Source organism: Streptosporangium sp. NPDC048886, assembly GCF_055586905.1.
The window spans coordinates 100,589-122,357 of record NZ_JBVJHH010000014.1 but is presented as its reverse complement, the minus strand read 5'-3'; the positions used below and the strand labels follow the sequence as shown (position 1 = coordinate 122,357).

At 69.5% G+C, this 21,769-nt stretch carries 20 protein-coding genes; 9 read left to right on the top strand and 11 right to left on the bottom strand.

Features of this window, described 5'->3' with window-relative positions; translation table 11 throughout:
* Positions 1-362 precede the first annotated feature (362 nt).
* Genes ACZ6R6_RS19305 through ACZ6R6_RS19285 form a run of 5 tightly spaced genes read left to right on the top strand, consistent with a single transcriptional unit; the run spans position 363 to position 4,930 of the window.
* A complete protein-coding gene (locus ACZ6R6_RS19305; RefSeq protein WP_470095067.1) occupies positions 363-1,343 on the top strand; it encodes an ABC transporter substrate-binding protein in 981 nt (326 codons plus the stop codon).
* Positions 1,340-2,128, top strand: coding sequence for an ABC transporter permease (locus tag ACZ6R6_RS19300; protein WP_470095065.1), 789 nt, complete (start codon positions 1,340-1,342; stop codon positions 2,126-2,128). Before ACZ6R6_RS19305 ends, ACZ6R6_RS19300 begins: the two co-directional genes overlap by 4 nt.
* Positions 2,128-2,919, top strand: a complete 792-nt coding sequence (locus ACZ6R6_RS19295; RefSeq protein WP_470095063.1) for an ABC transporter permease — start codon at positions 2,128-2,130, stop codon at positions 2,917-2,919. Before ACZ6R6_RS19300 ends, ACZ6R6_RS19295 begins: the two co-directional genes overlap by 1 nt.
* Positions 2,920-2,928: 9 nt before the next feature.
* A complete protein-coding gene (locus tag ACZ6R6_RS19290) occupies positions 2,929-3,876 on the top strand; it encodes an ABC transporter ATP-binding protein (RefSeq protein ID WP_470095061.1) in 948 nt (315 codons plus the stop codon).
* A 49-nt stretch (positions 3,877-3,925) separates the two neighbouring features.
* Positions 3,926-4,930: a methyltransferase gene (locus ACZ6R6_RS19285; RefSeq protein WP_470095059.1), complete on the top strand. Its 1,005-nt coding sequence runs from the start codon at positions 3,926-3,928 to the stop codon at positions 4,928-4,930.
* Between the two features lie 33 nt (positions 4,931-4,963).
* On the opposite strand, the gene ACZ6R6_RS19280 is transcribed toward ACZ6R6_RS19285, so the two are convergent.
* Entirely contained in the window at positions 4,964-6,211 is a 1,248-nt protein-coding gene (locus tag ACZ6R6_RS19280; RefSeq protein ID WP_470095057.1) for a flavin-dependent oxidoreductase, read from the bottom strand.
* 261 nt (positions 6,212-6,472) lie between these two features.
* Between ACZ6R6_RS19280 and ACZ6R6_RS19275 the strand changes: the two genes are divergently transcribed.
* Genes ACZ6R6_RS19275 through ACZ6R6_RS19265 form a run of 3 tightly spaced genes read left to right on the top strand, consistent with a single transcriptional unit; the run spans position 6,473 to position 9,030 of the window.
* Positions 6,473-7,441, top strand: a complete 969-nt coding sequence (locus tag ACZ6R6_RS19275) for an ABC transporter substrate-binding protein (RefSeq protein WP_470095055.1) — start codon at positions 6,473-6,475, stop codon at positions 7,439-7,441.
* Between the two features lie 48 nt (positions 7,442-7,489).
* Positions 7,490-8,260 carry an ABC transporter permease gene (locus tag ACZ6R6_RS19270; protein WP_470095053.1) on the top strand — a complete coding sequence of 257 codons (771 nt, stop codon included), beginning with the start codon at positions 7,490-7,492 and terminating at the stop codon, positions 8,258-8,260.
* Entirely contained in the window at positions 8,257-9,030 is a 774-nt protein-coding gene (locus ACZ6R6_RS19265) for an ABC transporter permease (protein ID WP_470095051.1), read from the top strand. The genes ACZ6R6_RS19270 and ACZ6R6_RS19265 overlap by 4 nt, the downstream gene beginning before the upstream one ends.
* Positions 9,031-9,131: 101 nt before the next feature.
* On the opposite strand, the gene ACZ6R6_RS19260 is transcribed toward ACZ6R6_RS19265, so the two are convergent.
* The 6 genes from ACZ6R6_RS19260 to ACZ6R6_RS19235 all read right to left on the bottom strand — a co-directional run bounded on the left by ACZ6R6_RS19260 (position 9,132) and on the right by ACZ6R6_RS19235 (position 16,236).
* On the bottom strand, positions 9,132-9,671 hold the full coding sequence (locus ACZ6R6_RS19260) for a GTP-binding protein (protein WP_012888545.1): 540 nt from the start codon (positions 9,669-9,671) through the stop codon (positions 9,132-9,134).
* 7 nt (positions 9,672-9,678) lie between these two features.
* Complete coding sequence (locus ACZ6R6_RS19255; RefSeq protein ID WP_031158898.1) at positions 9,679-9,960, bottom strand: DUF742 domain-containing protein; 282 nt, start codon at positions 9,958-9,960, stop codon at positions 9,679-9,681.
* Positions 9,961-10,089: 129 nt separating this feature from the next.
* Complete coding sequence (locus tag ACZ6R6_RS19250) at positions 10,090-10,512, bottom strand: roadblock/LC7 domain-containing protein (RefSeq protein WP_012888544.1); 423 nt, start codon at positions 10,510-10,512, stop codon at positions 10,090-10,092.
* Positions 10,509-13,325: a sensor histidine kinase gene (locus tag ACZ6R6_RS19245; protein ID WP_470095050.1), complete on the bottom strand. Its 2,817-nt coding sequence runs from the start codon at positions 13,323-13,325 to the stop codon at positions 10,509-10,511. Before ACZ6R6_RS19245 ends, ACZ6R6_RS19250 begins: the two co-directional genes overlap by 4 nt.
* Positions 13,326-13,520: 195 nt before the next feature.
* A complete protein-coding gene (locus tag ACZ6R6_RS19240; protein ID WP_470095048.1) occupies positions 13,521-14,927 on the bottom strand; it encodes an aminobutyraldehyde dehydrogenase in 1,407 nt (468 codons plus the stop codon).
* Between the two features lie 34 nt (positions 14,928-14,961).
* Positions 14,962-16,236, bottom strand: a complete 1,275-nt coding sequence (locus ACZ6R6_RS19235; protein ID WP_470095046.1) for a glycosyltransferase — start codon at positions 16,234-16,236, stop codon at positions 14,962-14,964.
* Positions 16,237-16,359: 123 nt separating this feature from the next.
* Here ACZ6R6_RS19235 and ACZ6R6_RS19230 point away from each other — a divergent pair, with 123 nt between their 5' ends.
* Positions 16,360-16,968, top strand: a complete 609-nt coding sequence (locus tag ACZ6R6_RS19230; protein WP_470095044.1) for a TetR/AcrR family transcriptional regulator — start codon at positions 16,360-16,362, stop codon at positions 16,966-16,968.
* Here ACZ6R6_RS19230 and ACZ6R6_RS19225 read toward each other — a convergent pair.
* Genes ACZ6R6_RS19225 through ACZ6R6_RS19210 form a run of 4 tightly spaced genes read right to left on the bottom strand, consistent with a single transcriptional unit; the run spans position 16,962 to position 21,466 of the window.
* Positions 16,962-18,701: a polyamine ABC transporter ATP-binding protein gene (locus ACZ6R6_RS19225; RefSeq protein WP_470095042.1), complete on the bottom strand. Its 1,740-nt coding sequence runs from the start codon at positions 18,699-18,701 to the stop codon at positions 16,962-16,964. The genes ACZ6R6_RS19230 and ACZ6R6_RS19225 overlap by 7 nt on opposite strands.
* Entirely contained in the window at positions 18,701-19,474 is a 774-nt protein-coding gene (locus tag ACZ6R6_RS19220) for an ABC transporter permease (protein ID WP_306856571.1), read from the bottom strand. The genes ACZ6R6_RS19225 and ACZ6R6_RS19220 overlap by 1 nt, the downstream gene beginning before the upstream one ends.
* Complete coding sequence (locus tag ACZ6R6_RS19215) at positions 19,467-20,342, bottom strand: ABC transporter permease (protein WP_470095040.1); 876 nt, start codon at positions 20,340-20,342, stop codon at positions 19,467-19,469. The genes ACZ6R6_RS19220 and ACZ6R6_RS19215 overlap by 8 nt, the downstream gene beginning before the upstream one ends.
* Complete coding sequence (locus ACZ6R6_RS19210; protein ID WP_470095038.1) at positions 20,339-21,466, bottom strand: polyamine ABC transporter substrate-binding protein; 1,128 nt, start codon at positions 21,464-21,466, stop codon at positions 20,339-20,341. Before ACZ6R6_RS19210 ends, ACZ6R6_RS19215 begins: the two co-directional genes overlap by 4 nt.
* Positions 21,467-21,769: the final 303 nt, after the last annotated feature.

The window sequence follows — 21,769 nt, the reverse complement described above, 5'->3', positions numbered from 1 at the left end:
CGGCCAACAGCACATAACTCGCATTTTATGCGTAACCGGTACAACCAGGCCGTAACCGGACAGTCACTCTCCGACTCGACGTGCAAAGTTTCACAAAGTCGCGAAATCCATTTCTTGACACCCTGGGGTGCGACGACTAGACAAATCCCAGTCGTCGCGATTCATGGACGCGCAGTAAGCAAGCCCGGTTATCGCCCTTTTGCCCCATTAGGCCGATATTTGTAATTTGGGCGATCTACTCCGCTACTCTGATCCGCGGTCGGCATACCCCCCTTGATCACGTGCCTCCCGGGACTGTCTCCATGTCGCCCGCTACTTCAGCGAGTTCCGGCGGGGCGGTGAAACGCAGCTAAGGAGACCCCATGAGGTTCAGACTTGCGGGCCGGGCGGCCATCGCAGGGCTCGCTGCCGTGCTGGCACTGAGCGCCTGTGGTGGTTCGGACGACAAGCCCGACACCGCCAACGCGAGCGGGCTGGAGAAGTCCAAGATCTCGATCGGCGCGCTGCCCATCCCCGACTCGGCGGCGCTCTACATCGCCGACAAGAGGGGCTTCTTCAAGGAAGAAGGCCTGACCGTCGACATCCAGGTGGTCCAGGGTGGGGCCCAGGCGCAGCAGAGCCTGTTCGGCGGCTCCCTCGACGCCACGCAGACTAACTACGTCTCGACCTTCCTGGCCACGGCGGCCGGCAACAAGCCGAAGATCATTTCTGACCTTTATCAGGCGACCCCCAACTCCTTCAACCTCATGGTGGCCAAGGACTCCTCGATCAAGACCCCGGCCGATCTGAAGGGCAAGAAGATCGCGGTCAACAGCCTCAGGAACATCGGCACCCTGTCGGTGACCTCCGTGCTCAAGACGCACGGGCTCACCGAAAAGGACGTCGAGTTCCTGGAGTTCCCCTTCCCCGACATGGCGGGCAAGCTGGAGCAGGGCGTGGTCGACGCGGCCTGGATGACCGAGCCGCACCTGACCGCGGTCCAGAAGAACATCGGCGCCCAGAAGCTCGCCGACACCATGGTCGACTCGACCGCCGACTTCCCCATCGCCGGCGTGATCGTCACCGAGGACTTCGCGGCCAAGAACCCCAAGACCGTCGCCGCCTTCCAGCGCGCGGTCGCCAAGGCCCAGAAGATCTCCGCCTCCGACCGCAAGGCCGTGGAGGAGATCCTGCCGACCTACACCAAGATTGACGCGGCCACCGCCGCCGTCATCACCCTCGGCACCTTCCCCACCAGCCTCGACGAGACCCGTCTGCAGCGGGTGGCCGATCTGATGCTCGAGCAGGGCCTGTTGAAGAGCAAGATCGAGGCCAAGTCCCTCCTTCTCGGAAACTCCGGGTGATCGGACGACGCCTGCTCGACAGCAAACCGCTCTGCGGCGCCCTCGGCGCCGCGGGGCTGTTCTGCGTCCTGGAGGCAATCGGCCGGACCGGGCTGATCAGCCCGATCGTGTTCCCGCTGGCCTCGACGGTGCTCGGCCGCGCGGCCACGCTCGTGACCGACGGGGACTTCCTCCTCGATGTCGTCTCGACCCTCGGCGCCTGGGCTCTGGGGCTGCTGCTCACCGTCGTGGTCGCGGTGCCCGCCGGGTTCCTGCTCGGCACCCTGCCGCGGGTGGAGACCGCCCTCCGCCCCGTCCTGGAGTTCCTGCGCCCGATCCCGTCGCTGGCGCTGATCCCGCTGGCGCTCGCGCTGTTCTCCGACAAGTTCGACATGAAGATCGTGTTGATCGTCTACGCGGCGACCTGGCCGGTCCTGATGAACACGCTGTACGGCCTCAAGGACGTCGACCCGGTCGCCAAGGAGACGCTGCGCAGCTTCGGGTTCGGCCCGCTGGCCGTGCTGTGGCGGGTGTCGCTGCCGAGCACCGCGCCGTTCGTCGCCACCGGCGTACGGCTGGCCTCGGCGATCGCGCTCATCGTGGCGATCAGCACCGAACTGCTCGCCGGCGGCTCCGACGGCATCGGCGTCTTCCTCATCGAGGCGGGCGGCAGCTCCGACGCGATGCAGTACATCGTCGCCACCTCTATCTGGGCCGGGGTCATCGGCCTGGTCTCCAACAGCCTGTTCGTGCTGGCGGAGCGGCGGATCTTCCGCTGGCACAGCGCCCGGACGGAGGTCGTCTGATGGGACGCGTCCTGCGCGCCGTCGGCCGCCTGTGGGCGGTCCCGGTGGTCGTGGTGGCGTGGGAGCTCGCCACCCGCGCCGCGGAGAACCTCTCCTTCCCGCCGCCGACGGAGATCGCCGCCAGCATGTACCGGATGTGGCTGTCCGGCCCGGCCGAGCGGCTCTGGCTCACCGACGCGGCACTGGAGAACATCCCCGCGAGCATCGGCCGGCTGCTGGCCGGGTGGCTGCTGGCCGGAGTCGTCGGGACCGCCCTCGGGCTCGCGATGGGCCGCCTGCCGGTGCTCTTCCGGTTCGTGGACCCGCTTGTGCAGTTCGCCCGGGCCATCCCCCCGCCCATGCTGCTGCCGTTCTTCATGGCCCTGTTCGCCATCGGCCCGCAGATGCAGATCAACGTGATCGTGTTCGGCATCATCTGGCCGGTGCTGATCAACGCCGGTGAGGGCGCCCGGCACGTCGACCGCCAGCACCTGGACACCGCCAGGGTCTTCGGGCTGTCGCGCGGGCAGCGGCTTTTCCAGATCATCCTCCCCTCCGCGATGCCGAAGATCTTCGCCGGCCTGCGGGTCAGCCTGTCCCTGGCGTTGATCCTGATGGTCATCTCCGAGCTGGTGGGCAGCACCGACGGGATCGGCTTCCAGCTCCTGGACGCCCAGAGGTCTTACGATCTCCCCGGCGTGTGGGGGACCATCGTGGTACTCGGTGTCTTGGGATACGTGCTCAACTCGGCGTTCCTCGCGGCCGAACGACGCGTCCTGTCCTGGCACCGGGCCGCCAAGCAGACGACCTGAGGACCTGCTGTGCTTGAGATCTCCAACCTGTCCCACACCTACGGCAGCGGGCCGGGCGCCCATACCGCGCTGGGCGGCATCGACCTGACGGTCGCCGAGGGCGAGCTGGTGTGCATCGTCGGCCCCTCGGGGTGCGGCAAGTCCACGCTGCTGCGCTCCATCGCCGGGCTGCTGCGGCCCACCGGCGGGCAGGTCGTGCTCAACGGCTCCCCCGTCGAGCGGACTCCGGACAACCTGGCCGTGGTCTTCCAGGACTACAGCCGCTCCCTGTTCCCCTGGATGTCGGTGGCCGACAACGTCTCCCTCCCCCTGCGGCGCAAGGGGATGGACAAGAAGCAGCGCAGGGCGGCCGCGCTGGAGGCGCTGGAGCAGGTCGGACTGGAGGGCGCCGCGGCCAAATACCCGTGGCAGCTGTCCGGGGGCATGCAGCAGCGGGTCTCCATCGCCCGGGCCCTGGCCTACCGCCCCACCCTGCTGCTGATGGACGAGCCCTTCGGCTCGGTCGACGCCCAGACCCGCGAGGAGCTGGAGGACCTGACCCTGCAGGTCCGCAGCCACCACAACATGACCATCGTGCTCATCACCCACGACATCGACGAGAGCGTCTACGTCGGCGACCGTGTCGTGGTGCTGTCGAAGTCCCCGGCCGGGATCGTCGGCGACCTGCGCGTGGACCTGCCCGGCCCGCGCGACCAGATCACCACGCGGGAGCACCCCGACTTCGTGCACCTGCGCGCCGAGGTCGGCCGCCTGGTCCGCGGCATACGGAGCGGGCCGGCCCCCGCCTCCGAAGACGAGGCGGCCCCCGAAGACGAGACGACCTCCACCTCCGAAGACACGGCCCCCGACGACGAGGCGGCCTCTGACGACGAGGCGGCCCCCGCCTCCGAAGACACGGCCCCGGCCCCCGGGGCGAAGGCGCCCGCCTCCCAGGAGCCGGCCTCCGCCTCCCAATGAGAACTCCACCTCCCGACAGAGAACTCCCGACGAAGAAACAGGAGTGTCAATGAGCGACCCACAGGCACCGGTCTGGGATGCGATCGGCGGGGTCTCCCGCTTCGCGGCCCTGGCCACGATGGCCGAGCTGGGCTGCGCCGATCATCTGAAGGACGGGCCGCTGAGCGTCAAGGAGCTCGCGGCCCGGTGCGGGGCGGACCCGTCCGGGCTCGGCCGGGTGCTCCGCCAGCTCGCCTCCATGGGCATCGTGGCGACGACGACGCCCGGGGTCTACGAGCTGACCGAGGCGGGCGCCACGCTCCGCGAGGACGCGCCCGACACACTGCGCCCCGCCGTACGGATGATCGCCCAGGAGGGCTTCTGGTACGGCATGGGCACGGTCGCCCGGACGGTGCGCACCGGCAGGTCGGCCTTCATCGAGCGGCACGGCCCCCTCTACGGATACCTCAAGGACAACCCGGAGGCCGGGCGCCTGTTCGACGACTACATGGTGGCCAGGGCCCAGCCGTTCGCCGAGGCCGTGGCCGCCCGCTACGACTTCTCCGGCGTGCGCACCCTGGTGGACGTGGCCGGAGGCAAGGGGCACATCCTGGCCGCCATCCTGAAGGCCAATTCAGACATCCAGGGCATATTGTTCGATCTGGAACAGGTGATCCCGGGCGCACGGGAGTTCTTCGCCGAGGCCGGTCTTGAAGATCGGTGCAAATACCTCAGCGGTGACTTTTTCTCCTCGGTGCCCGCCGGGGCGGACGCCTACATGCTGGGCAGCGTGATCCACAACTGGTCCGACGAGGACGCCGTGCGGATCCTGCGCAACATCCGCGACGTCATCGCCGACGACGGCCGGCTGCTCCTGGTGGAGTTCGTGGTGCCGGACGACGACCGCGCCCACATCAGCAAGGACGTGGACATGCGGATGCTCGCCCTGTTCGGCGAGGGCCTGGAGCGCAGCACGTCCGAGTACGGCGAGCTGCTGAGCAGGGCCGGCTTCCGCTTCAGCCGCCAGGTCGAGCTGCCGGGCGGGGCCGGGATCGTCGAGGCCCGGCCGGTCTGAGCGGCGCGACGGCCGGTGACGTGGGGATCCGCGTCACCGGCCGTCGGCGTTCCAGGAGGGCCGCTCGTTGAGGAACCTGACGTCCATGTCGGTGATCCGGCCCTGGTCGGCGGCCATCTCGGCCAGCTCCTGGGGGGTGAGCACCTCCGAGATGTCGCCGAAGCCCAGCGGCGCCCGCTCGGCCACCATCGCGAGGGTCCGCTCCATCGGCATCTCCCGGTTGGCCAGGACGAGCGGGGTGGTGGCCGCCCTCCTCTCCTCCTCGTAGGCGGCCAGGCCCTCGACCGGGCCGGACCGGGCGAGGGAGCGGGCCAGCACCCGGGCGTCGAGCACGGCCTGCGAGCCGCCGTTGGACCCGACCGGATACATGGGGTGGGCCGCGTCACCGAGCAGGGTCGTCCGGCCCCGGCCCCACGACCGGAGCGGGTCCTTGTCCACCATGGGGTACTCCAGGATCCGCCCGGCCCCGGTGAGCAGTTCCGGCACGTCCAGCCAGGGGAACCGCCAGTCCGCGAAGTGCGGCAGCACGTCCTGCAGCCGGCCCTCCCGCGACCAGTCGGCGACCGGGACCGGCCCGCCCTCGGCCACCTTCACCTCCGCCACCCAGTTGACCTGGGTCCGGTCTGGCGAGACGGGGTAGGCCACGAACTTGCACGACAGGTTGGACCCGGCGACGGCCACCGTGGCGCCGTCCAGGAACGGCCGCCCCTCGGTGATCCCCCGCCACATCCGGACGCCGCCCCACAGCAGCGGCCCGTCGTGCGGGTGGAGCCGGGCCCGCACGGCCGAGTGGACACCGTCGGCGCCCACCAGCACGTCGGCGGCCACCTCGACGCGCCGTCCGGTGCCCGTCTCCAGCAGCGACGCGGTGATCCCGTCCGGCCCCTCGGTGACGTCCTGGAAGGTCAGGCCGGTCCGGACCGCCCCGGCGCCGAGCCTGCGGCGCACCGCGTCGAGCAGCGACATCTGTAGCACGCCCCGGTGGACGGAGTACTGCGGCCAGCGGTAGCCGGCGGCCCTCCCCCTGGGCAGCGACAGAATCGTGCCGCCGAAGCGGTCGGTGTAGGTCTGAAAACTGGTCGGGACGCCGATCGCCGCCAGTTCCTCACCCAGTCCGAGTTCGGTGAGCTCCCTGACGGCATGGGGCTGGATATTGATGCCCACGCCCAGTGGGCGCAATTCCGCGGCCGACTCCGCGACCACGCATTCGATTCCCGCGGCGTGGAGGCTGAGCGCGGCGGTGAGGCCGCCGATCCCGCCTCCGATGACCAATACGCGCATCCGCCCCTCATCCCCGGCCACGATTTCACCGGACCGATCTCCACACAAGATCATAACTCATGGACTTATGCCATGCCTTGATAGTTAATTCCGGTCGGCGTTCATCTGGATGAACCATGGCGGGAACGGCATGGCCGAGCCGAATTCCCTCCGCTAGAGTCGCTGTCGCTTCAAAGATCGCGGAGACGGGGGACCATTAGGCGCGCAGGCCCGTTCCGATTCCACTCATGAAATTCATCAATCCGCTCAAAAGGGGAGTTCATGAGAATCAGCCACGCTTTCCTGGCCGCCCTGGTGGCCGCGCTGGCGCTCAGCGCGTGCGGCGGCGCGGACACCGGCGCCGCCCGGCCCGCGACCGGCGACGGGCCGGAGAAGACGGAGATCACCGTCGGAGTGGTGCCCGTCCCCTCGGCCGCGCCGCTGTTCATCGCGATGGAGAAGGGCTTCTTCGAGCAGGAGGGCCTGAAGGTCAGGACGGAGACCATCCAGGCGCCCCAGGCTGTCATGCCGAAGATCCTCAACGGCTCCATCGACACCTTCCTGACCAGCTACGTCTCCCTGATCGCCATCCAGGACTCCGGGGTGGCCAGGCTCAAGATGCTGGTGGAGTCCCAGCAGGGGGCGCCGGGCGTCAACGGCGTGCTGGTCACCGGCGACTCGCCGCTGAAGGAGACCGGTGACCTCAAGGGCAAGAAGATCGCCGTGAACGTGGTGAAGGCGCTCGGCGAGGTGACCACCAGCGCCCATCTGAAGGCCGCCGGGCTCGCCCCCGCGGACGTCAGCTTCGTGCCGGTGCCCTTCGCCGAGCAGCTCGCGGCGCTGCGGGCGGGCCGGGTGGACGCGGCCTGGATGACCGAGCCCTACATCTCGGCGGCCAAGAAGGACCTGTCGGCCCGCGTCCTGGTCGACACCCTCACCGGCCCGACCGAGGGGCTCCCCCTGGACGGCTGGGCGGCGAGCGCCGACTGGACGGCCAAGCACCCGAAGACCGCCGCCGCCTTCCAGCGCGCCCTGGGCAGGGCCCAGAAGCTGGCCGCCTCCGACCGGGCCGAACTGGACAGGGTGATCCCGGCCTATACCCGGATCCCGGCCGACGTCGCGGCGGAGATGACCCTGGGCACCTTCAGCACCTCGCTCGACGCCGCGCGGGTCCAGCGGGTGGCCGACCTCATGTCCGAGTTCGGGCTGACCAAGACCAAGATCGACGCCACCGCCCTCGTGGCGGGGTGACGGCCGCACCCGGATGACGACGTGCCCGCGCCCCGAGGGGCGTGACCGTTGAACCTGCGGACGGCCCGCCGCGGCGTCACCGGCGTCGCCGCCTTTCTCGCCGTGCTGGAGACGCTCGGCCGCACCGGGCTGATCGACCCGCTGCTGCTGCCGCTCGCCTCCACCGTGACGGCCAGGGTGGCCGGGCTCGCGGCCGACCCGGACTTCCTGGCCGCCGCGGGCCACACCCTCCTGGCCTGCGGCGGGGGGCTGCTGCTCGCGGTGGCGGCGGCCGTACCGGCCGGGCTGCTGCTGGGGACGGTCCCCGCGCTCGAGGGCGCGCTGCGCCCGCTGATCGAGTTCCTCCGCCCGATCCCCTCGGTGGCGCTGATCCCGCTCGCCCTGTTCCTGTTCGCCGACGGCGCGCAGGCCAAGGTCGCGCTCATCGTGTTCACCACCTCCTGGCCGCTGCTGATCAACACGCTGTACGGCCTGCGGGAGGTGGACCCGCTGGCCAAGGACACCCTGCGGAGCTTCGGCTTCGGCCCACTGGCCGTCGTGCTCCGGGTCTCGCTGCCCAGCGCGGCCCCGTTCGTCGTCACGGGCGTGCGGATCGCGGCCTCGGTCGCCCTGATCGTGGCGGTGAGCGTGGAGCTCGTCGCGGGAGGCACCGGGATCGGCACCTTCCTCAGCGACGCGGCGGCCGGGAACCGGCGGGACGTGATGCTCGCCGCCGTCGTCTGGACCGGGGTCATCGGCCTGGCCCTCAACGCGCTGCTGGTCGCCGCCGAGCACCGGCTGTTCGGCTGGCGTCGCGCCGGGGCCGGGGAGGTCTGGTGAGGGGCCCGCTGATCCGGTCGTGGATCGTGCCCGTCGCGCTCGTGGCCTGGGAGCTGCTGACCCGGTGGGCCCGGGCGGTCTACTTCCCGCCGCCCTCGGTGATCGTGGCCCGGCTGCACGAGATGTGGCTGTCCGGGCCAGCCACCAGGCTCTTCCTGACCGACGACGCGCTCGGCAACGTGCTGCCCAGCCTGGGCCGGCTGGCGCTCGGCTGGGGCGCCGCGTGCCTGGCCGGAGTCGTCGCCGGGGTGGCGGTCGGCCGCTCGGTGCGCCTGTCGGAGTACGCCGGCCCGCTGATCCAGCTCGGCCGGTCCGTCCCCCCGCCCACGCTGCTGCCGATCTTCCTGCTGCTGTTCGGCGTGGGGGCCCCGATGCAGGTGGCCGCGATCGTGTTCGGCGTCATGTGGCCGGTGCTGATCAACTCGGCGGACGGCGCCCGCCACGTGGACCGCGGGTATCTGGAGGCCGCCCAGGTCTTCGGGCTGGACCGGGGCCGGCGGCTGCTGCTGGTGATCCTCCCGGCCGCCGCCCCGAAGATATTCGCGGGCCTGCGGCTCAGCGTCTCGCTCGCCCTGATCATGATGATCGTCTCCGAGCTGGTCGGCAGCACCGAGGGCATCGGCTACCGGATGCTGGTCGCCCAGAGCGAGCTGGACATCCCGTCGATGTGGTCGGCCATCACCCTGATCGGCCTGCTGGGCTACGGCCTCAACGCGGCCTTCCTCCGGGTGGAGCGGCGTGTGCTCGCCTGGCATCTGGCCCGGGGCTGACCCGCCCTCGGGCCGGTGGACGCGCCCGGAGACGCGGCGTGGCGGCGTGGCGTACGGGCGTGGCGTGGGGGCCGCCTGGTGGCGGGCCCCACGCCACGGTCTCAGACCCGGAGCGTGAGGACGTGCTCGACCAAGGTGATCAAGGTCGACTTCACGGCGTCGCGGGACCGGGCGTCGGTCCGGACGACGGGGATGTGCGGGGAGATCGTCAGAGCCTCCCGCACCTCCTCCTCACCGTGGATGTGCGAGCCGCCGAAGCCGTTGAGCGCCACCACGAAGGGCAGCCCGGCCTCCTCGAAGTAGTCGATCGCCGGGAAGCTGTCGGCCAGCCGCCGGGTGTCGACCAGCACGATCGCGCCGATCGCGCCCTTCACGAGGTCGTCCCACATGAACCAGAACCGGTGCTGACCCGGCGTACCGAACAGGTACAGGATCAGATCCCGGTCCAGCGAGACCCGACCGAAGTCCATGGCCACCGTGGTGGTCCGCTTGGTCGGGATGTGCGAGAGGTCGTCGACCTCCGCACTGGCCTCCGTCATGACCGCTTCCGTGGTCAACGGCATGATCTCGGAGACCGCGCCGACGAAGGTCGTCTTGCCGACACCGAATCCTCCGGCGACAACGATCTTCGTCGACGTCATTCCGGCGTCAGAGCCTGCGAAGCCCACTGAGCACCCTTTCAAGCAAGTTGAGATCCGGCTTTCCGGCATCCAGTGACGGCTGGTGGATCTGCACCAGGCCCTCGGCCGCCATGTCCGCGATCAGGACCCGGGTCACGCCCAGCGGCATCCGCAGCAGAGCTGAGAGCTCCGCCACCGAGCGCACCTGCTGGGACAGCGAGATGATCGCCTGATACTCCGTGGAGAGCGTGCCCGTATCCACGCTCACGAACGTTGCCGAGGAGACCAGCGCCTCGAGTGCGAGCTGCATCCGAGGGGCGGTCCTTCCCCCGGTCACAGCGTACGGGCGGATCAGACGATCTCGCCCGCTCTTGGCCTGAGACGTGTTCGGGATTTCCTCCCCCGGACCACGCCAACCTGGTGCGTCCATATCACCTCCCTATCGCTGAGCCGACTGCAGCTCGGCCCGGAGCGCGGGCGTGAGCGCCTGGCCGGCCCGCTCTGCCAGCAGTGTCATCTGGTAGGCCACCAGGCCCATATCACAGTCCGGCGAGGCCAGTACGGCGAGCGCGGAACCATCGCTGATCGACATGGTCAGCAGGAGGCCCCGCTGCATCTCGATCACGGTCTGGGCGACGGGGCCGCCCTCGAACACCCGGGAGGCCCCCTGGGTCAGGCTGATCAGACCGGCCGTGATCGCGGCGAGCTGGTCGGCGCGGTCCTTCGGAAAGCCCTGGGAGTAGGCCAGTGGAAGACCGTCCGCGGAGACGATCACCGCGTGGGCGACTCCCGGCATCTCTTTGACGAACTCGGTGATCAGCCAATTGAAGCCACGTGCGGCCTGACTGAGTTGGTGGTTCACTGCTTCTCTCCCTCGACGGCGTTGGACCGCTCGTTCATCTCAGCGCGGCCCTGCCGTACGCCTTGCTGGAAACTGGACAGACGACTGCGCACTCGTTCCGCCGAGATCGGGGGCATCGGCGGTGGCGGCGTCGCCGGCGCCGCGGAGGCGGATCCGGGGACGAGGTTCGCCTTGGGCACCCGCTTGGGCAGACCGGCGCCGGTCGTGCCGCCCTCCACGGGCTTCTTGGCCACCTCGGCCGCGGCCCAGCCCTGGTCGGAGGGGGTGCTCCACGGCTGCCTCTCACCGGACTGCAGGCTCTGCCTGGGCTGGCGGACCGGCAGCGGCTGGGCGGCCTCCTGGACCGGCTGCTCCAGCGGCCGGGGCCTGGCCATGGGCCGCTCGGCCTCGGACCCGGGCTCGGGCTCGGGCTCGGGTTCGAGCTCGGCGGAGGAACTGCTGCGGAACCAGTCCGACCCCACCGCCGCGAAGATCGGCAGGAACTCCTCCGACTCCGTCGCCGACACCTCGACCGCAGGAAGGTTCTGGGTGTTGTCGGCCACCTCCTGCTGCGGCGGCGTCCACGGGTCGACCGGCGGCATCTCCGGCCAGGACGGCGGGAACGACGGCTGCGAGGCCGAGGCCGGCGGCTGCGGCGCCCGGGCCGGCGGCGCGGCCGGGGGCGGCGGCGAGACCGACGTGAAGGGCGACGACCACAGGTCCTCCACCGCGGAGGCCGACATCACCGGCGCCGACCAGATGTCGGCCGCCGGAGCTGGGGACGGCGGGGCGGCGGCCGCCGGGGCCGCGGGCGTCCGGTCGGCCGGCCCGCGTGCCGGGGCGGTGCCGAACGGGTCGGGGTTCGGCCCGGCCGCGAACGGGTCGGAGTTGGAGATGCTGCCGAACGACGACAGGGACATGTTCTGACCGGTCATGGCCAGCTCCGGCATCCCGGACTGGGCCACCACCTGCACGGGGAGCAGGACGACGGCGCTGAGGCCGCCGACCTCCGGGCGGCGGAGCTGGACCCGGATGCCGTGGCGCATGGCCAGGCGGCCGACCACGAACAGGCCCATCCGGCGGGAGACCGACAGGTCCACGGCCGGGGGCTCGGCCAGCCGGCGGTTGGCCTCGGCCAGCTCCTCGTCGCTCATGCCGATGCCCGCGTCGGTGACCGCCAGGATGATGGCGCCCGTCTCGTTGCCGTTGCTGCTCACCGTGATCTTGGTGTCCTGCGGCGAGAAGAAGATGGCGTTCTCGACCAGCTCGGCGATCAGGTGGACGATGTCGTTGACGGCCGAGCCGATGATCGAGGTGCCGGACTCCACCCGGAGGGACACCCGCTCGTAGTTCTCGACCTCCGACAGCGAGGCGCGGACGACGTCGCTCAGCGGGACCGGCTCGCTCCAGCGGCGGCTCTGCTCCTGGCCCGCGAGGACCAGGAGGTTCTCGGAGTTACGGCGCATGCGGGTGGCCAGGTGGTCCAGCTTGAAGAGGCTGGCCAGCCGGTTGTCGTCCTGCTCGCCCTGCTCCAGGTCGTCGATGAGGTCGATCTGGCGTTCCACGAGCGACTGGGTGCGCCGGGAGAGGTTGACGAACATCGCGTTGACGTTGTTCCGCAGCCGGGCCTCGTCGCCCGCCAGCCGGATGGCCTCGCGGTGGACCTCGTCGAAGGCCCGGGCCACTTCCCCGATCTCGTCGCGGGAGAGCACCCCGATGGAGGGCACCTCGACGTTGGGCGCGAGGTCCCCGGACTCCCGCAGCACGCGGACGGTCTCGGGCAGCCGGGTGTCGGCCACTTCGAGCGCCTCGCTGCGCAGCCTGCGCAGCGGCCGGACGAGCGTGCCGGCCACCCAGGCGGTGATCAGCAGGATCAGGATCAGCAGGACGGCGATCGCGGCACCGGAGATGATGGCGCTGCGCTGCTCGTTGCTCTCCATCTCCTGGCTGCGGGCGACGACCGCCGCGGACAGGCCGCGCTCGACGGTCCGCATGCCGTCCACCGTCGCCGAGGAGGTGAGATACCAGTTGTTGATCCCCCGGATCCCCATGGGGGGCAGGGGGAGGAACTCTCGCATGCGGGACATGACCAGGGCACGCGTGGCGTCGGCCCGGTCGATCCGCTGGCCGCTGACCGCTTCCCGGAAGCGCTTGATGTCGTTCGGGGTGGCGGTCGCCTGGAAGGCGGACAGTTCGCTGAGCTGGCTCTTGTAGGCGCCCAGGAACTCGGCGGGGTCGTCGAAGTCGAACTTGCGCTCCTGCAGGCCGACGAGGAGGATGCCGCGCTGCCTGGCGACCTGCTCCTTGGCCCGGCTCAGCGCGCCCAGCGCGAGCGCGTCACCGATGAGACGTTCGTCACCGCCGCTACGGCCGAGGTCGTCGTGGAGGGTGATGAAGTCGGTGATCATCCGCGAGTAGATGCTGAGGGCCGCACGCGGGAGCACCCCCTGCTCCATGGGCCTGCGCAGACCGGGCAGGCCCTTCAGCCAGCGGCTCACCTGGGAGGTCTCGGTGACGACCCGGGCCGCCTCCCCGCTGTCGAGGCCCTCGATCGACTTCTGCACCTGCGCGCTGACCTGGTCGACCACTTCACGCTGCTGCTTGACCTTGGTGAACCGGGCGGGACGGTGCCTGTCGGCGATGTACCAGGCGGTGAGGTCGCGTTCCTCGGCCATCTCGTGGGAGAGCGTGCCGAGCTGCTCGACGAGCGAGGCGATCTCACTCATCCTGCGATACTCGCCGGCACTGGCCAGCGAGCTGGTGAGCTGGAGTCCGGTCAGCGCCACAGCTGCCGCGGTGGGGAGCAGGATCAGCGCGACCAGTCGGGGACGCACGCGCCAGTTCGACGGCAGTAGTCGGCTGCCCACCCCTGACGCGCGGTGGCTCCGGCGGTCTTGTGTCATCACTGGCCTACGTAACCCCTCGCCGGGTGCGGATGCGGCGAAAGCAATTTGAGCACATCCTTTATGTCACTTCGAATGGAGTAAGTGTCGACAAATCCCCGCAAAAGGGATATATGACCCAGAATTTCAGGCCGGCCGGAAGGAGTCTCTCGCCTCAGGAGCCTGGTGTTTGATCATCAGATGGCGCGTCACGGAGTACTCCTGGACCGCCTCCTGGCTCATGTCCTTGCCGAATCCGCTGCCCTTGACCCCACCGTGCGGCGCCTCGGAGGCGATCGGCAGATGGTCGTTTACCCAGGTCACGCCCACGTCGAGGCGGTGCGAGACGCGCAGCGCCCGGGCCACGTCGCTGGACCAGACCGAGGAGGCCAGGCCGTAGGGGGTGTCGTTGGCCAGCCGTACCGCCTCGTCCTCACCGTCGAACGGCAGAGCCACCAACACCGGCCCGAAGAGTTCACCCTGGACGATCTCGCTGTCCTGGCGGGCGCCGGAGATCAGCGTGGGCGGATAGTAGAAGCCGGGGCCGTCCAGGGGGGCGCCACCGCACAGGAGCGAGGCGCCCGCGGCGACGGCGCGCTCGACGAACCCGTGCACACGGGCCCGGTGCCCGGCGGAGATCAGCGGACCGATGTCGGTCGCCTCGTCCCAGGGGTCCCCCGCCTTGATCTTCGCCAGAGTCTCGTGCAGCGCCTCGACCGCCTCGCCGTACACCTCCCGGGCGATGTAGACGCGGGTCGCGGCCGTGCAGTCCTGGCCGGTGTTGTAGGTGGCGCCCATGGCCACTCCCCTGGCCATCTCGGCCAGGTCCGCGTCGCCGAACACCAGCGCCGGAGCCTTGCCGCCGAGCTCCAGGTGGACCCGCTTCAGCGACCCCGCGGCCCCGCGCATGACGGCGCGGCCGGTCTCGGTGGAGCCGGTCACGCTCACCATGTCCACACCCGGATCGGTGACCAGCGCCTCACCCACCTCGGCGTCGCCGAGGACGACCTGGAGCAGACCCTCGGGCGCCCCCGCTCCGGCGAACAGCTCGGCCAGCCGGAGCGTGGTGCCCGGCGTCTGCGGGGCGGGCTTGATGACCACCGCGTTGCCCGCGGCGAGGGCGGGGCCGATCTTCCAGATGGCCATCACGAGCGGGAAGTTCCACGGGGCGATCGACCCGACGACCCCGACCGGGCGGCGGACCAGCACCGAGGTGTAGCCGGAGCTGAGCACTCCGGCCCCGGTGCCCTCCAGCGAGCGGGCCGCCCCGGCGAAGAAGCGGAGGTTGTCGGCCGCGAACGGCAGCTCGCCGTCGCGGAACACCGCCGCCGGTTTGCCGGTCTCGGCGACCTCCAGCCGGGTCAGCTCCTCGGCGTCGGCCTCGACGAGGTCGGCGAAGCGCAGCATCACCTTGGCCCGCTCGGCCGGGGTGGCCCTGCTCCATTCCTCATACGCCGCACGCGCTCGCCGTACGGCGGCCGCGACCTCGGAGACCGGGGTGTCGGCCACCTCCCTGAGGAGCTGGCCGTCTGCCGGGTTGATCAACTTGCCCATGGAACTTCCCTCGTAATGGTGGTGCTCAGAGCTTTCAGGCGCCGGCCTGCTCGATCAGGTCGGCGGCCTTGCGCAGGCCGTCGCGGCGGCGGATCTCCTCACCGGCCGCCGCCAGGCGCTCGCGGAGCTCGCCGTCGCCGAGCAGCCTGTCCAGGGCGCCGGTCAGCTCCTCGTCGGTGAAGGTGTAGGTGCCCAGGCGGACGCCGTAGCCGAGCTCGTGGATCCGCTGCGCGTTGTCGTACTGGTCCCAGAACAGGGGCAGCAGGATCATCGGCTTGCCGAAGTGCAGCGCCTCGGTGGTGGTGTTGTTGCCGCCGTGCGTGATGACCAGGTCCGCCATGGGGATGATCTTCGTCTGCGGGACGAACTCGGCGCCCCACATGTTGTCGGCGAGCTTGATCTCCTCGTGCAGCGGGCCCTTGGAGACGATGAAGCGGTGGGGGGTGGTGCCCAGCACGTCGATGACCCGCTGCATCAGCGCGACGTCCGCCGAGCCGAGCGAGCCGAGCGAGAAGTAGACCAGCGCGCCGTCCCGCCCGGCCAGCGACGCGGGCAGCTCGAAGCCGCCGTCGGTCTCGCGGACCGAGGAGTCCAGGCGGTGCCAGGACTCGCCCAGCGGCCGGGCGTCGGTGTAGTCGGCGATCTCCGGGAAGACGTAGAGGTTCAGGTCGCCCTCGTGGATGAAGTCCAGCTCCGGCAGCGGCCGGGCGCCCTGGGCGACGACCCACTCGTTGAAGGCGGTCCAGATCTCGCGGTGGGTCCGGTCGTACTCGGCGCGGAAGGGCTCCCACTCGGACCGGTCGTCGGCCGGCAGGCCGGAGAAGACCGGCGCGACGCCCTCGCCGCGCACCTCCAGCGGGTTGCAGGAGACGATGCGGACGAACGGCTTGCCGGCCGTGAGCAGTGCCGGGAAGGTGATGACGTTGTCCTCGACGATCACATCCGGCTGGACCCGCTCGATAATCGCCTTCAGCTGAGGCTCGCAGTACTTCACGCCGTCGACGAGCGCCTCCCAGATCGGCTTGGTCACCGTCTCAAGCTGATCCGAGGTTGACTTGCGATATTCCGGCGCGGTGTCCCGGATGAAGTCCTTCCAGAACTGTCCCGGGTCCTGCTCCTCTTCCGACGGCGGCGCGAGATCGACCAGGTCCTCCTCGAATCCGAGAGCCTCCAATTTGCCCTTCCAGGAGGCTTCAGCTGCGAAGACGACCCGGTGGCCGCGCTTGCGAAGAATGTCGCCGATGCCGATGCAGTTGTTCGTCGGCCCGTAGGCGCTCTCCGGCATGAACAGGATCGTGAGAGACATCATGCCTCCAAGTGAGAGGAAATTCTGGCTTTGAAGAATGGTTCAATTCTTAGAGCTAGCTAAACCGCCGGAAAGCGGTCACTATGGACCCCGGCACAGAGCGTGGTTTTCAACGAGTGGGGGATTATGACGCGCAAGAGCCGGGCGGATCGTCGCCTGGATCTCATTGCAGCCGCACACCGGGCGATCATCCGGCACGGCACTGAGGGAGTGCACCTCAACCACGTCGCCGAGGAGGCCGGTCTGACCTCCGGAGCGGTTCTCTACCACTACCCCAACTTGGGCGAGCTGCTGGTGGACGCCCATCACGCCGGGATGGAACGTTTCTATGAGCAGCGTCTCAAGCGGATCAGCGGCATGCGCGACCCCGCCGACAAGCTCATCGTCACCGTCCGCTCGGGCCTGCCGCTCGGGCCGGACGACCCGGACGTGCGGCTGCTCAACGAGCTCGGCGGAGCCGCCGCCCGCAACAGGATGTACGCCCTGCTGCTCACCACGCTCTACGACCGCCAGGTCTCCATGTATCAGAGCGTCCTGGAGACCGGGGCCGCCCTGGGGACCTTCACGCTGTCCGGCGACTCCCTCGTCATCGCGCGCAACCTCGTCGCGCTCGAAGATGCGTACGGTTACCGCATAACGGCCCGCCACCCGGTGATCGGCCCGCAGGAGGCGACGGAACTGATCCTGTCCTACGCCAGGACCGTCACGAACAACCCGCTCAAGACGTCTCATTGAGGGATCAGCACCCCATCCTCGGCCGCCCAGGTGAGGGCGACCGAGGAGCCCGCCTGGACCTGGGTGGCCCCTTGCGTGGCCACCAGGACCGGCGTCGGGCGACCGTCCACCTGGACCGAGACGTGTGAGATGCCGCCGTAGAAGCTGACGTCCGCGACCTTCCCCCGCAGCACGCCCTCCCCCGCCACCGGGCTCACGGCCGCCTCCGCGTCTCCAGAGCCCTCAGCTCCTCCAGCATCCTCGGCGCCTTCGGAGTCTTCGGCGTCCGCGTCCCTGACGTCCTCGGCGCTCTCAACGCCCTCACCGTCCGCCGCGTCCTCGGCGCCTTCGGAGTCTTCGGCGTCCGCGTCCTTGACGTCCTCGGCGCTCTCAACGCCTTCGGCGTCCGCCGCGTCCTTGACGTCCTCACCGTCCGCCGCGTCCTCGACGCCCTCGGTAACGTCGGCGGCGTCGGTGTCCTCAGCGCTCTCGGCGCCGGCCGCGCCCTCGGTGCCCTCGGCAACCTCGGTGCTCTCGTCACCCGCCGCGTCCGCCGCACCCTCCGTGCTCTCACCGTCCGCCGCGTCCTCAGCGTCCGCCGCGTCCTCAGCGCTCTCAGCGCTCTCAGCGTCCGCCGCGCCCTCGGTGCTCTCGTCACCCGCCGGGTCCTGGGCGCCCTCCGTGCCTTCGGCGGCTTCGGCGCGCTCGGCGCCCTCGTCGCCTTCTGCATCCTCGGTGTCGTCGGCGCCCTCGGTGTCGTCGGCACTCTCGGCCCCGGCCACCGTGTCTTCGACGCTCTCACCCTCCGCTGTCGCGTCCTCGGCGGTTCCGTCCTCGACGGCCGTTTCCTCGGCCGTCTCGTCCTCAGCCGTCTCGTCCTCGGCCGTCTCGTCCTCGGCGTCCGCCGGGGTCCAGCTGACCAGCCTGAGCCGCTCGGGCCGTACGGCGAGCAGCGCCGGCACGCCCTCCTCCAGGTCGGACAGGCCGGGCAGGACGCCGAGCGCGTCGCTGGACAGGCCGTCCGCGCACGCCTTGCCCTCGAAGAGGTTGTTGGCGCCCACGAAGTCGGCGACGAACGGCGTGCGGGGCCGCTCGTACAGCGTCACCGGCGCGTCCACCTGCTCCACCTTGCCCGCGCTGAAGACCGCGATCCGGTCGGCCAGCGACATGGCCTCCTCCTGGTCGTGGGTGACCACGACGAAGGTGATGCCGACCTCGTGCTGGAGCCGCTTGAGCTCAAGCTGCATCTCGGCGCGGACCTTCTTGTCCAGCGCGGACAGCGGCTCGTCCAGCAGCAGCAGCCGCGGCCGCTTCACGATCGCGCGGGCCAGCGCGACACGCTGCCGCTGGCCGCCGGAGAGCTGCTGCGGTCTGCGCTTGGCCATCGCGCTCAGGCCGACCTTCTCCAGGACCTCCTCCACCCGCTCGCGGATCTCGGCCTTGGGCAGCTTCTCCCGCTCCAGGCCGTAGGCGATGTTCTTGGCCACGCTCATGTGCGGGAACAGCGCGTAGGACTGGAACATGAGGTTGACCGGGCGGCGGTGCGCGGCCTGGGTGAGCAGGTCGGCGCCGTCGAGCGTGACGGTGCCCGAGTCGGGGGACTCGAAGCCCGCCAGGATCCGCAGGAGCGTGGTCTTGCCGCAGCCGCTGGGGCCCAGCAGCGCGAAGAACTCTCCCTGCCGGATCTCCAGGGAGATCTCCGACAGCGCCGTGACGTCGCCGAACCGGCGGCTGACACCTGTGATCTGCAGCATTAGGACAGCGACTCCGTCAGTCGGGTCATCCGCTGGGCCACGATCACCACGGTGAAGCTCACGGCCAGCAGCAGGGTCGCCAGCGCGTTGATCTCCGGGGTGACCCCGAAGCGGACCATTGAGTAGATGACGATGGGCAAGGTGGGGGTGGTCGGCGCCGCGGTGAAGAAGGCGATCACGAACTCGTCGATGGAGAGCGTGAACGCCAGCAGGGCCCCCGCCGCGATGCCGGGCATGAGCTGGGGCAGCGTGACGCGGACGAACGTCGTCAGCGGCGTCGCGCCGAGGTCCCTGGACGCCTCCTCCAGGGAGGTGTCGGCGTGGGTGAGCCGGGTGCGGACCACCGCGGTCACGAAGGCCATGCCGAACACCGTGTGGGCCAGCAGCACCGAGTGCAGGCCGAGGGTCATCTTGATCATGGCGTAGAGCACCAGCAGGCCGATGGCCAGCACCAGGTCGGGCAGTACGGCCGGCAGCACGCCGAGCCCGTCCAGCAGCCGCGACCTGGTGTGACGGGCCAGGCCCACCGCCAGCAGGGTGCCGAGCACGGTGGCGAGCGCCGTGGACCCGGCGGCCACGATCAGGGTGTTGACCAGGCCCTCGCGGACGGTCTCGTTCCCGGCGAGCTTGCCGTACCACTTCAGGCTCAGGCCCTCGAAGGTGTAGGGCGACTTGCCGGCGTTGAACGACATGACGACGAGCACCACGATGGGCGCGTACAGGAATATGTAGGTCACCCAGAAAGGGACGTACAGCAGACGCGGTCTACGCACGGCGGGAACTCCAGGCCTGCAGGAGCAGCAGGACGATCAGGACGGCGAGGAGGGCGAGCGTGAGGGCGGAGCCGAACGGCCAGTCGCGCGCCTTGAGGAACTGGTCCCGGATCAGGTTCCCGACCATGATCGAGCGACCGCCGCCGAGCAGTTCGGGGATGACGAAGTTGCCGAAGCTCGGCACGAAGACGAACATGCACCCGGTGACCACGCCCGGCAGGGTCAGCGGCAGCGTCACCGAGGCGAAGGTGCGGGCCGGCCTGGCGCCGAGGTTGGCCGAGGCCTCGCGGAGCTGCGGGTCCAGCTTCTCGATCGCCGCGTAGAGCGGGAGCACCATGAGCGGCAGGTAGGAGTAGATGAGGCCGGTGACGATCGTGCCCTGGTTGTACAGGAACTCGAACGGGCCCAGGCCGAGCTTGCCCAGCGCGGTGTTGACCAGCCCGGGGCCGCTGAGAAGAACGATCCAGGCGTAGATGCGGACCAGGAAGTTCGTCCAGAAGGGCAGCACGATCGCGACCAACGCGACCGTCTTCCACTTCGCGGGGAGCTGGGCGATCACATAGGCCGTGGGGTAGCCGACCAGCAGGGCGATCAGCGTGGCGGCCGTGGCCAGCTTCAGCGAGTCGAGCACGACGTCGAGGTAGATCGGGTCGAGCAGCCGGGTGAAGTTCTCCCCGGTCAGCTCGTAGATGACGCCGCCGAAACGTCCCCTGCGGAAGAACGCGTAGCTGATCACCAGCGCCAGCGGGATCAGCATGAGGATGATCAGATAGGTCAGGCCGGGACTGAGGAAGACCAGCCGTCCGAGCACACGCGACCGGCGCGACCGCGACTTCGCGGTCGCGCCGGAGACGGTAGAGCTTGTCACTTCGCTGCCTGAACCTCGGTGGCCAGACGGGTGAACTTGGTGGAGTCCTCGCCCAGGTCGATGATCGACTCACCGGCCAGCAGCTGCGACGGGGTCATCTGGAGCGGCGCGTTCTTCTCCACGAGCTCCTTGGGCAGCTTGTCCATGGCGGCCTTGTTCGGGACCTTGTAGAGGATGTTCTCCGCGGCCCAGCCGTGGATCTCCGGGTCCAGGATGAAGTTGATGAACGCGTGCGCGGCTTCCTTGTTCTTGGAGCCCTTCAGCACCACCATCGTGTCCACCCAGAGGTCGCTGCCCTCCTTCGGCACCACGAACTTGATGTTCTTCTCGCTGGTCGGGCACCAGCCGTCCCACGCCTCGGCCATCACGGCCTCGCCGCTCGTGAGGCGCTTGCCGAAGTCGACGTCGTCGTAGCGGAGCAGGTTGGGCTTGGCCTCCAGCAGCTTCGCCTTGACCTTGGCCAGGTCCTCGTCGCTCTTGGTGTTGACCGACAGGCCGAGCGCCTTGACGGCGGGCAGGGCCAGCCAGCGCTCGGTGGTCATCATGGTGACCTTCTTCTTGGCCTCGTCCGGCGGGTTGAGGATGTCGTTCCAGCTCGTCGGCTCGGTCTTCACCAGGTCGCTGCGGTAGCAGATGCCGGTGGTGCCCCAGGTGTAGGGGACGGAGAAGACGTTGCCCTTGTCGTAGGAGAGCTCCTTGGCCTCGGGGTAGAGGTTGGCCAGGTTGGGGATGAGCTCGGGGTGGATCGGCTCCAGCAGGCCGGCCTCGTTGAGGGCCTGGGCATACTGGCCGGAGACGAAGGCCACGTCGAGGCCGGTGTCGGCGCCGGCGGTCAGCTTGCCCATGATGATCTCGTTGGTGTCGTGCAGCGTGACCTTGAGATCGGTCTTGAGTTTGTCCTTGACCCTCTTGGGAAGGTCTTCAGGGGTGTAGCCCGGCCAGACCGAAATGGTGATGCTCTGCTTGGACAGATCCATGTTCGGGTCGAGCTGGGCGGACGAGGCGCTCGCGGCGGGCGCGGCGGCACTGTCCGTGGACCCTCCGCCGCAGGCCGAGACGGCGAGAGCGAGACCGGCGACCAGGGCGGCGGCCGGAAGACGACGGGTGTACCGGGCACGGGACACGACCGCTACTCCTTCAAATTTCAAGTGTAATTAGGGTAGACCGGCCGTTACGGACACGGCAGACCAAAGCAGGAGTGTTGCAGCCAAGAATAACTTGGGCAAGACTTTGCCGGACATCACCCCAGGGAAGTTTGGTCTGTTTGTTGAATCCGCCTTCAATATGGGATCAGCTCGACACCGTGCCCCGCGCCGGCGACGGGCGGAGCAGCGCGCTGATCACCGCTCTGAACTGCGATGTCTCCGCACCGTTCACCGTCCGCCGATTCCACCCGCTACCCGGCCCATCGACGCCCGGTTTTTCAA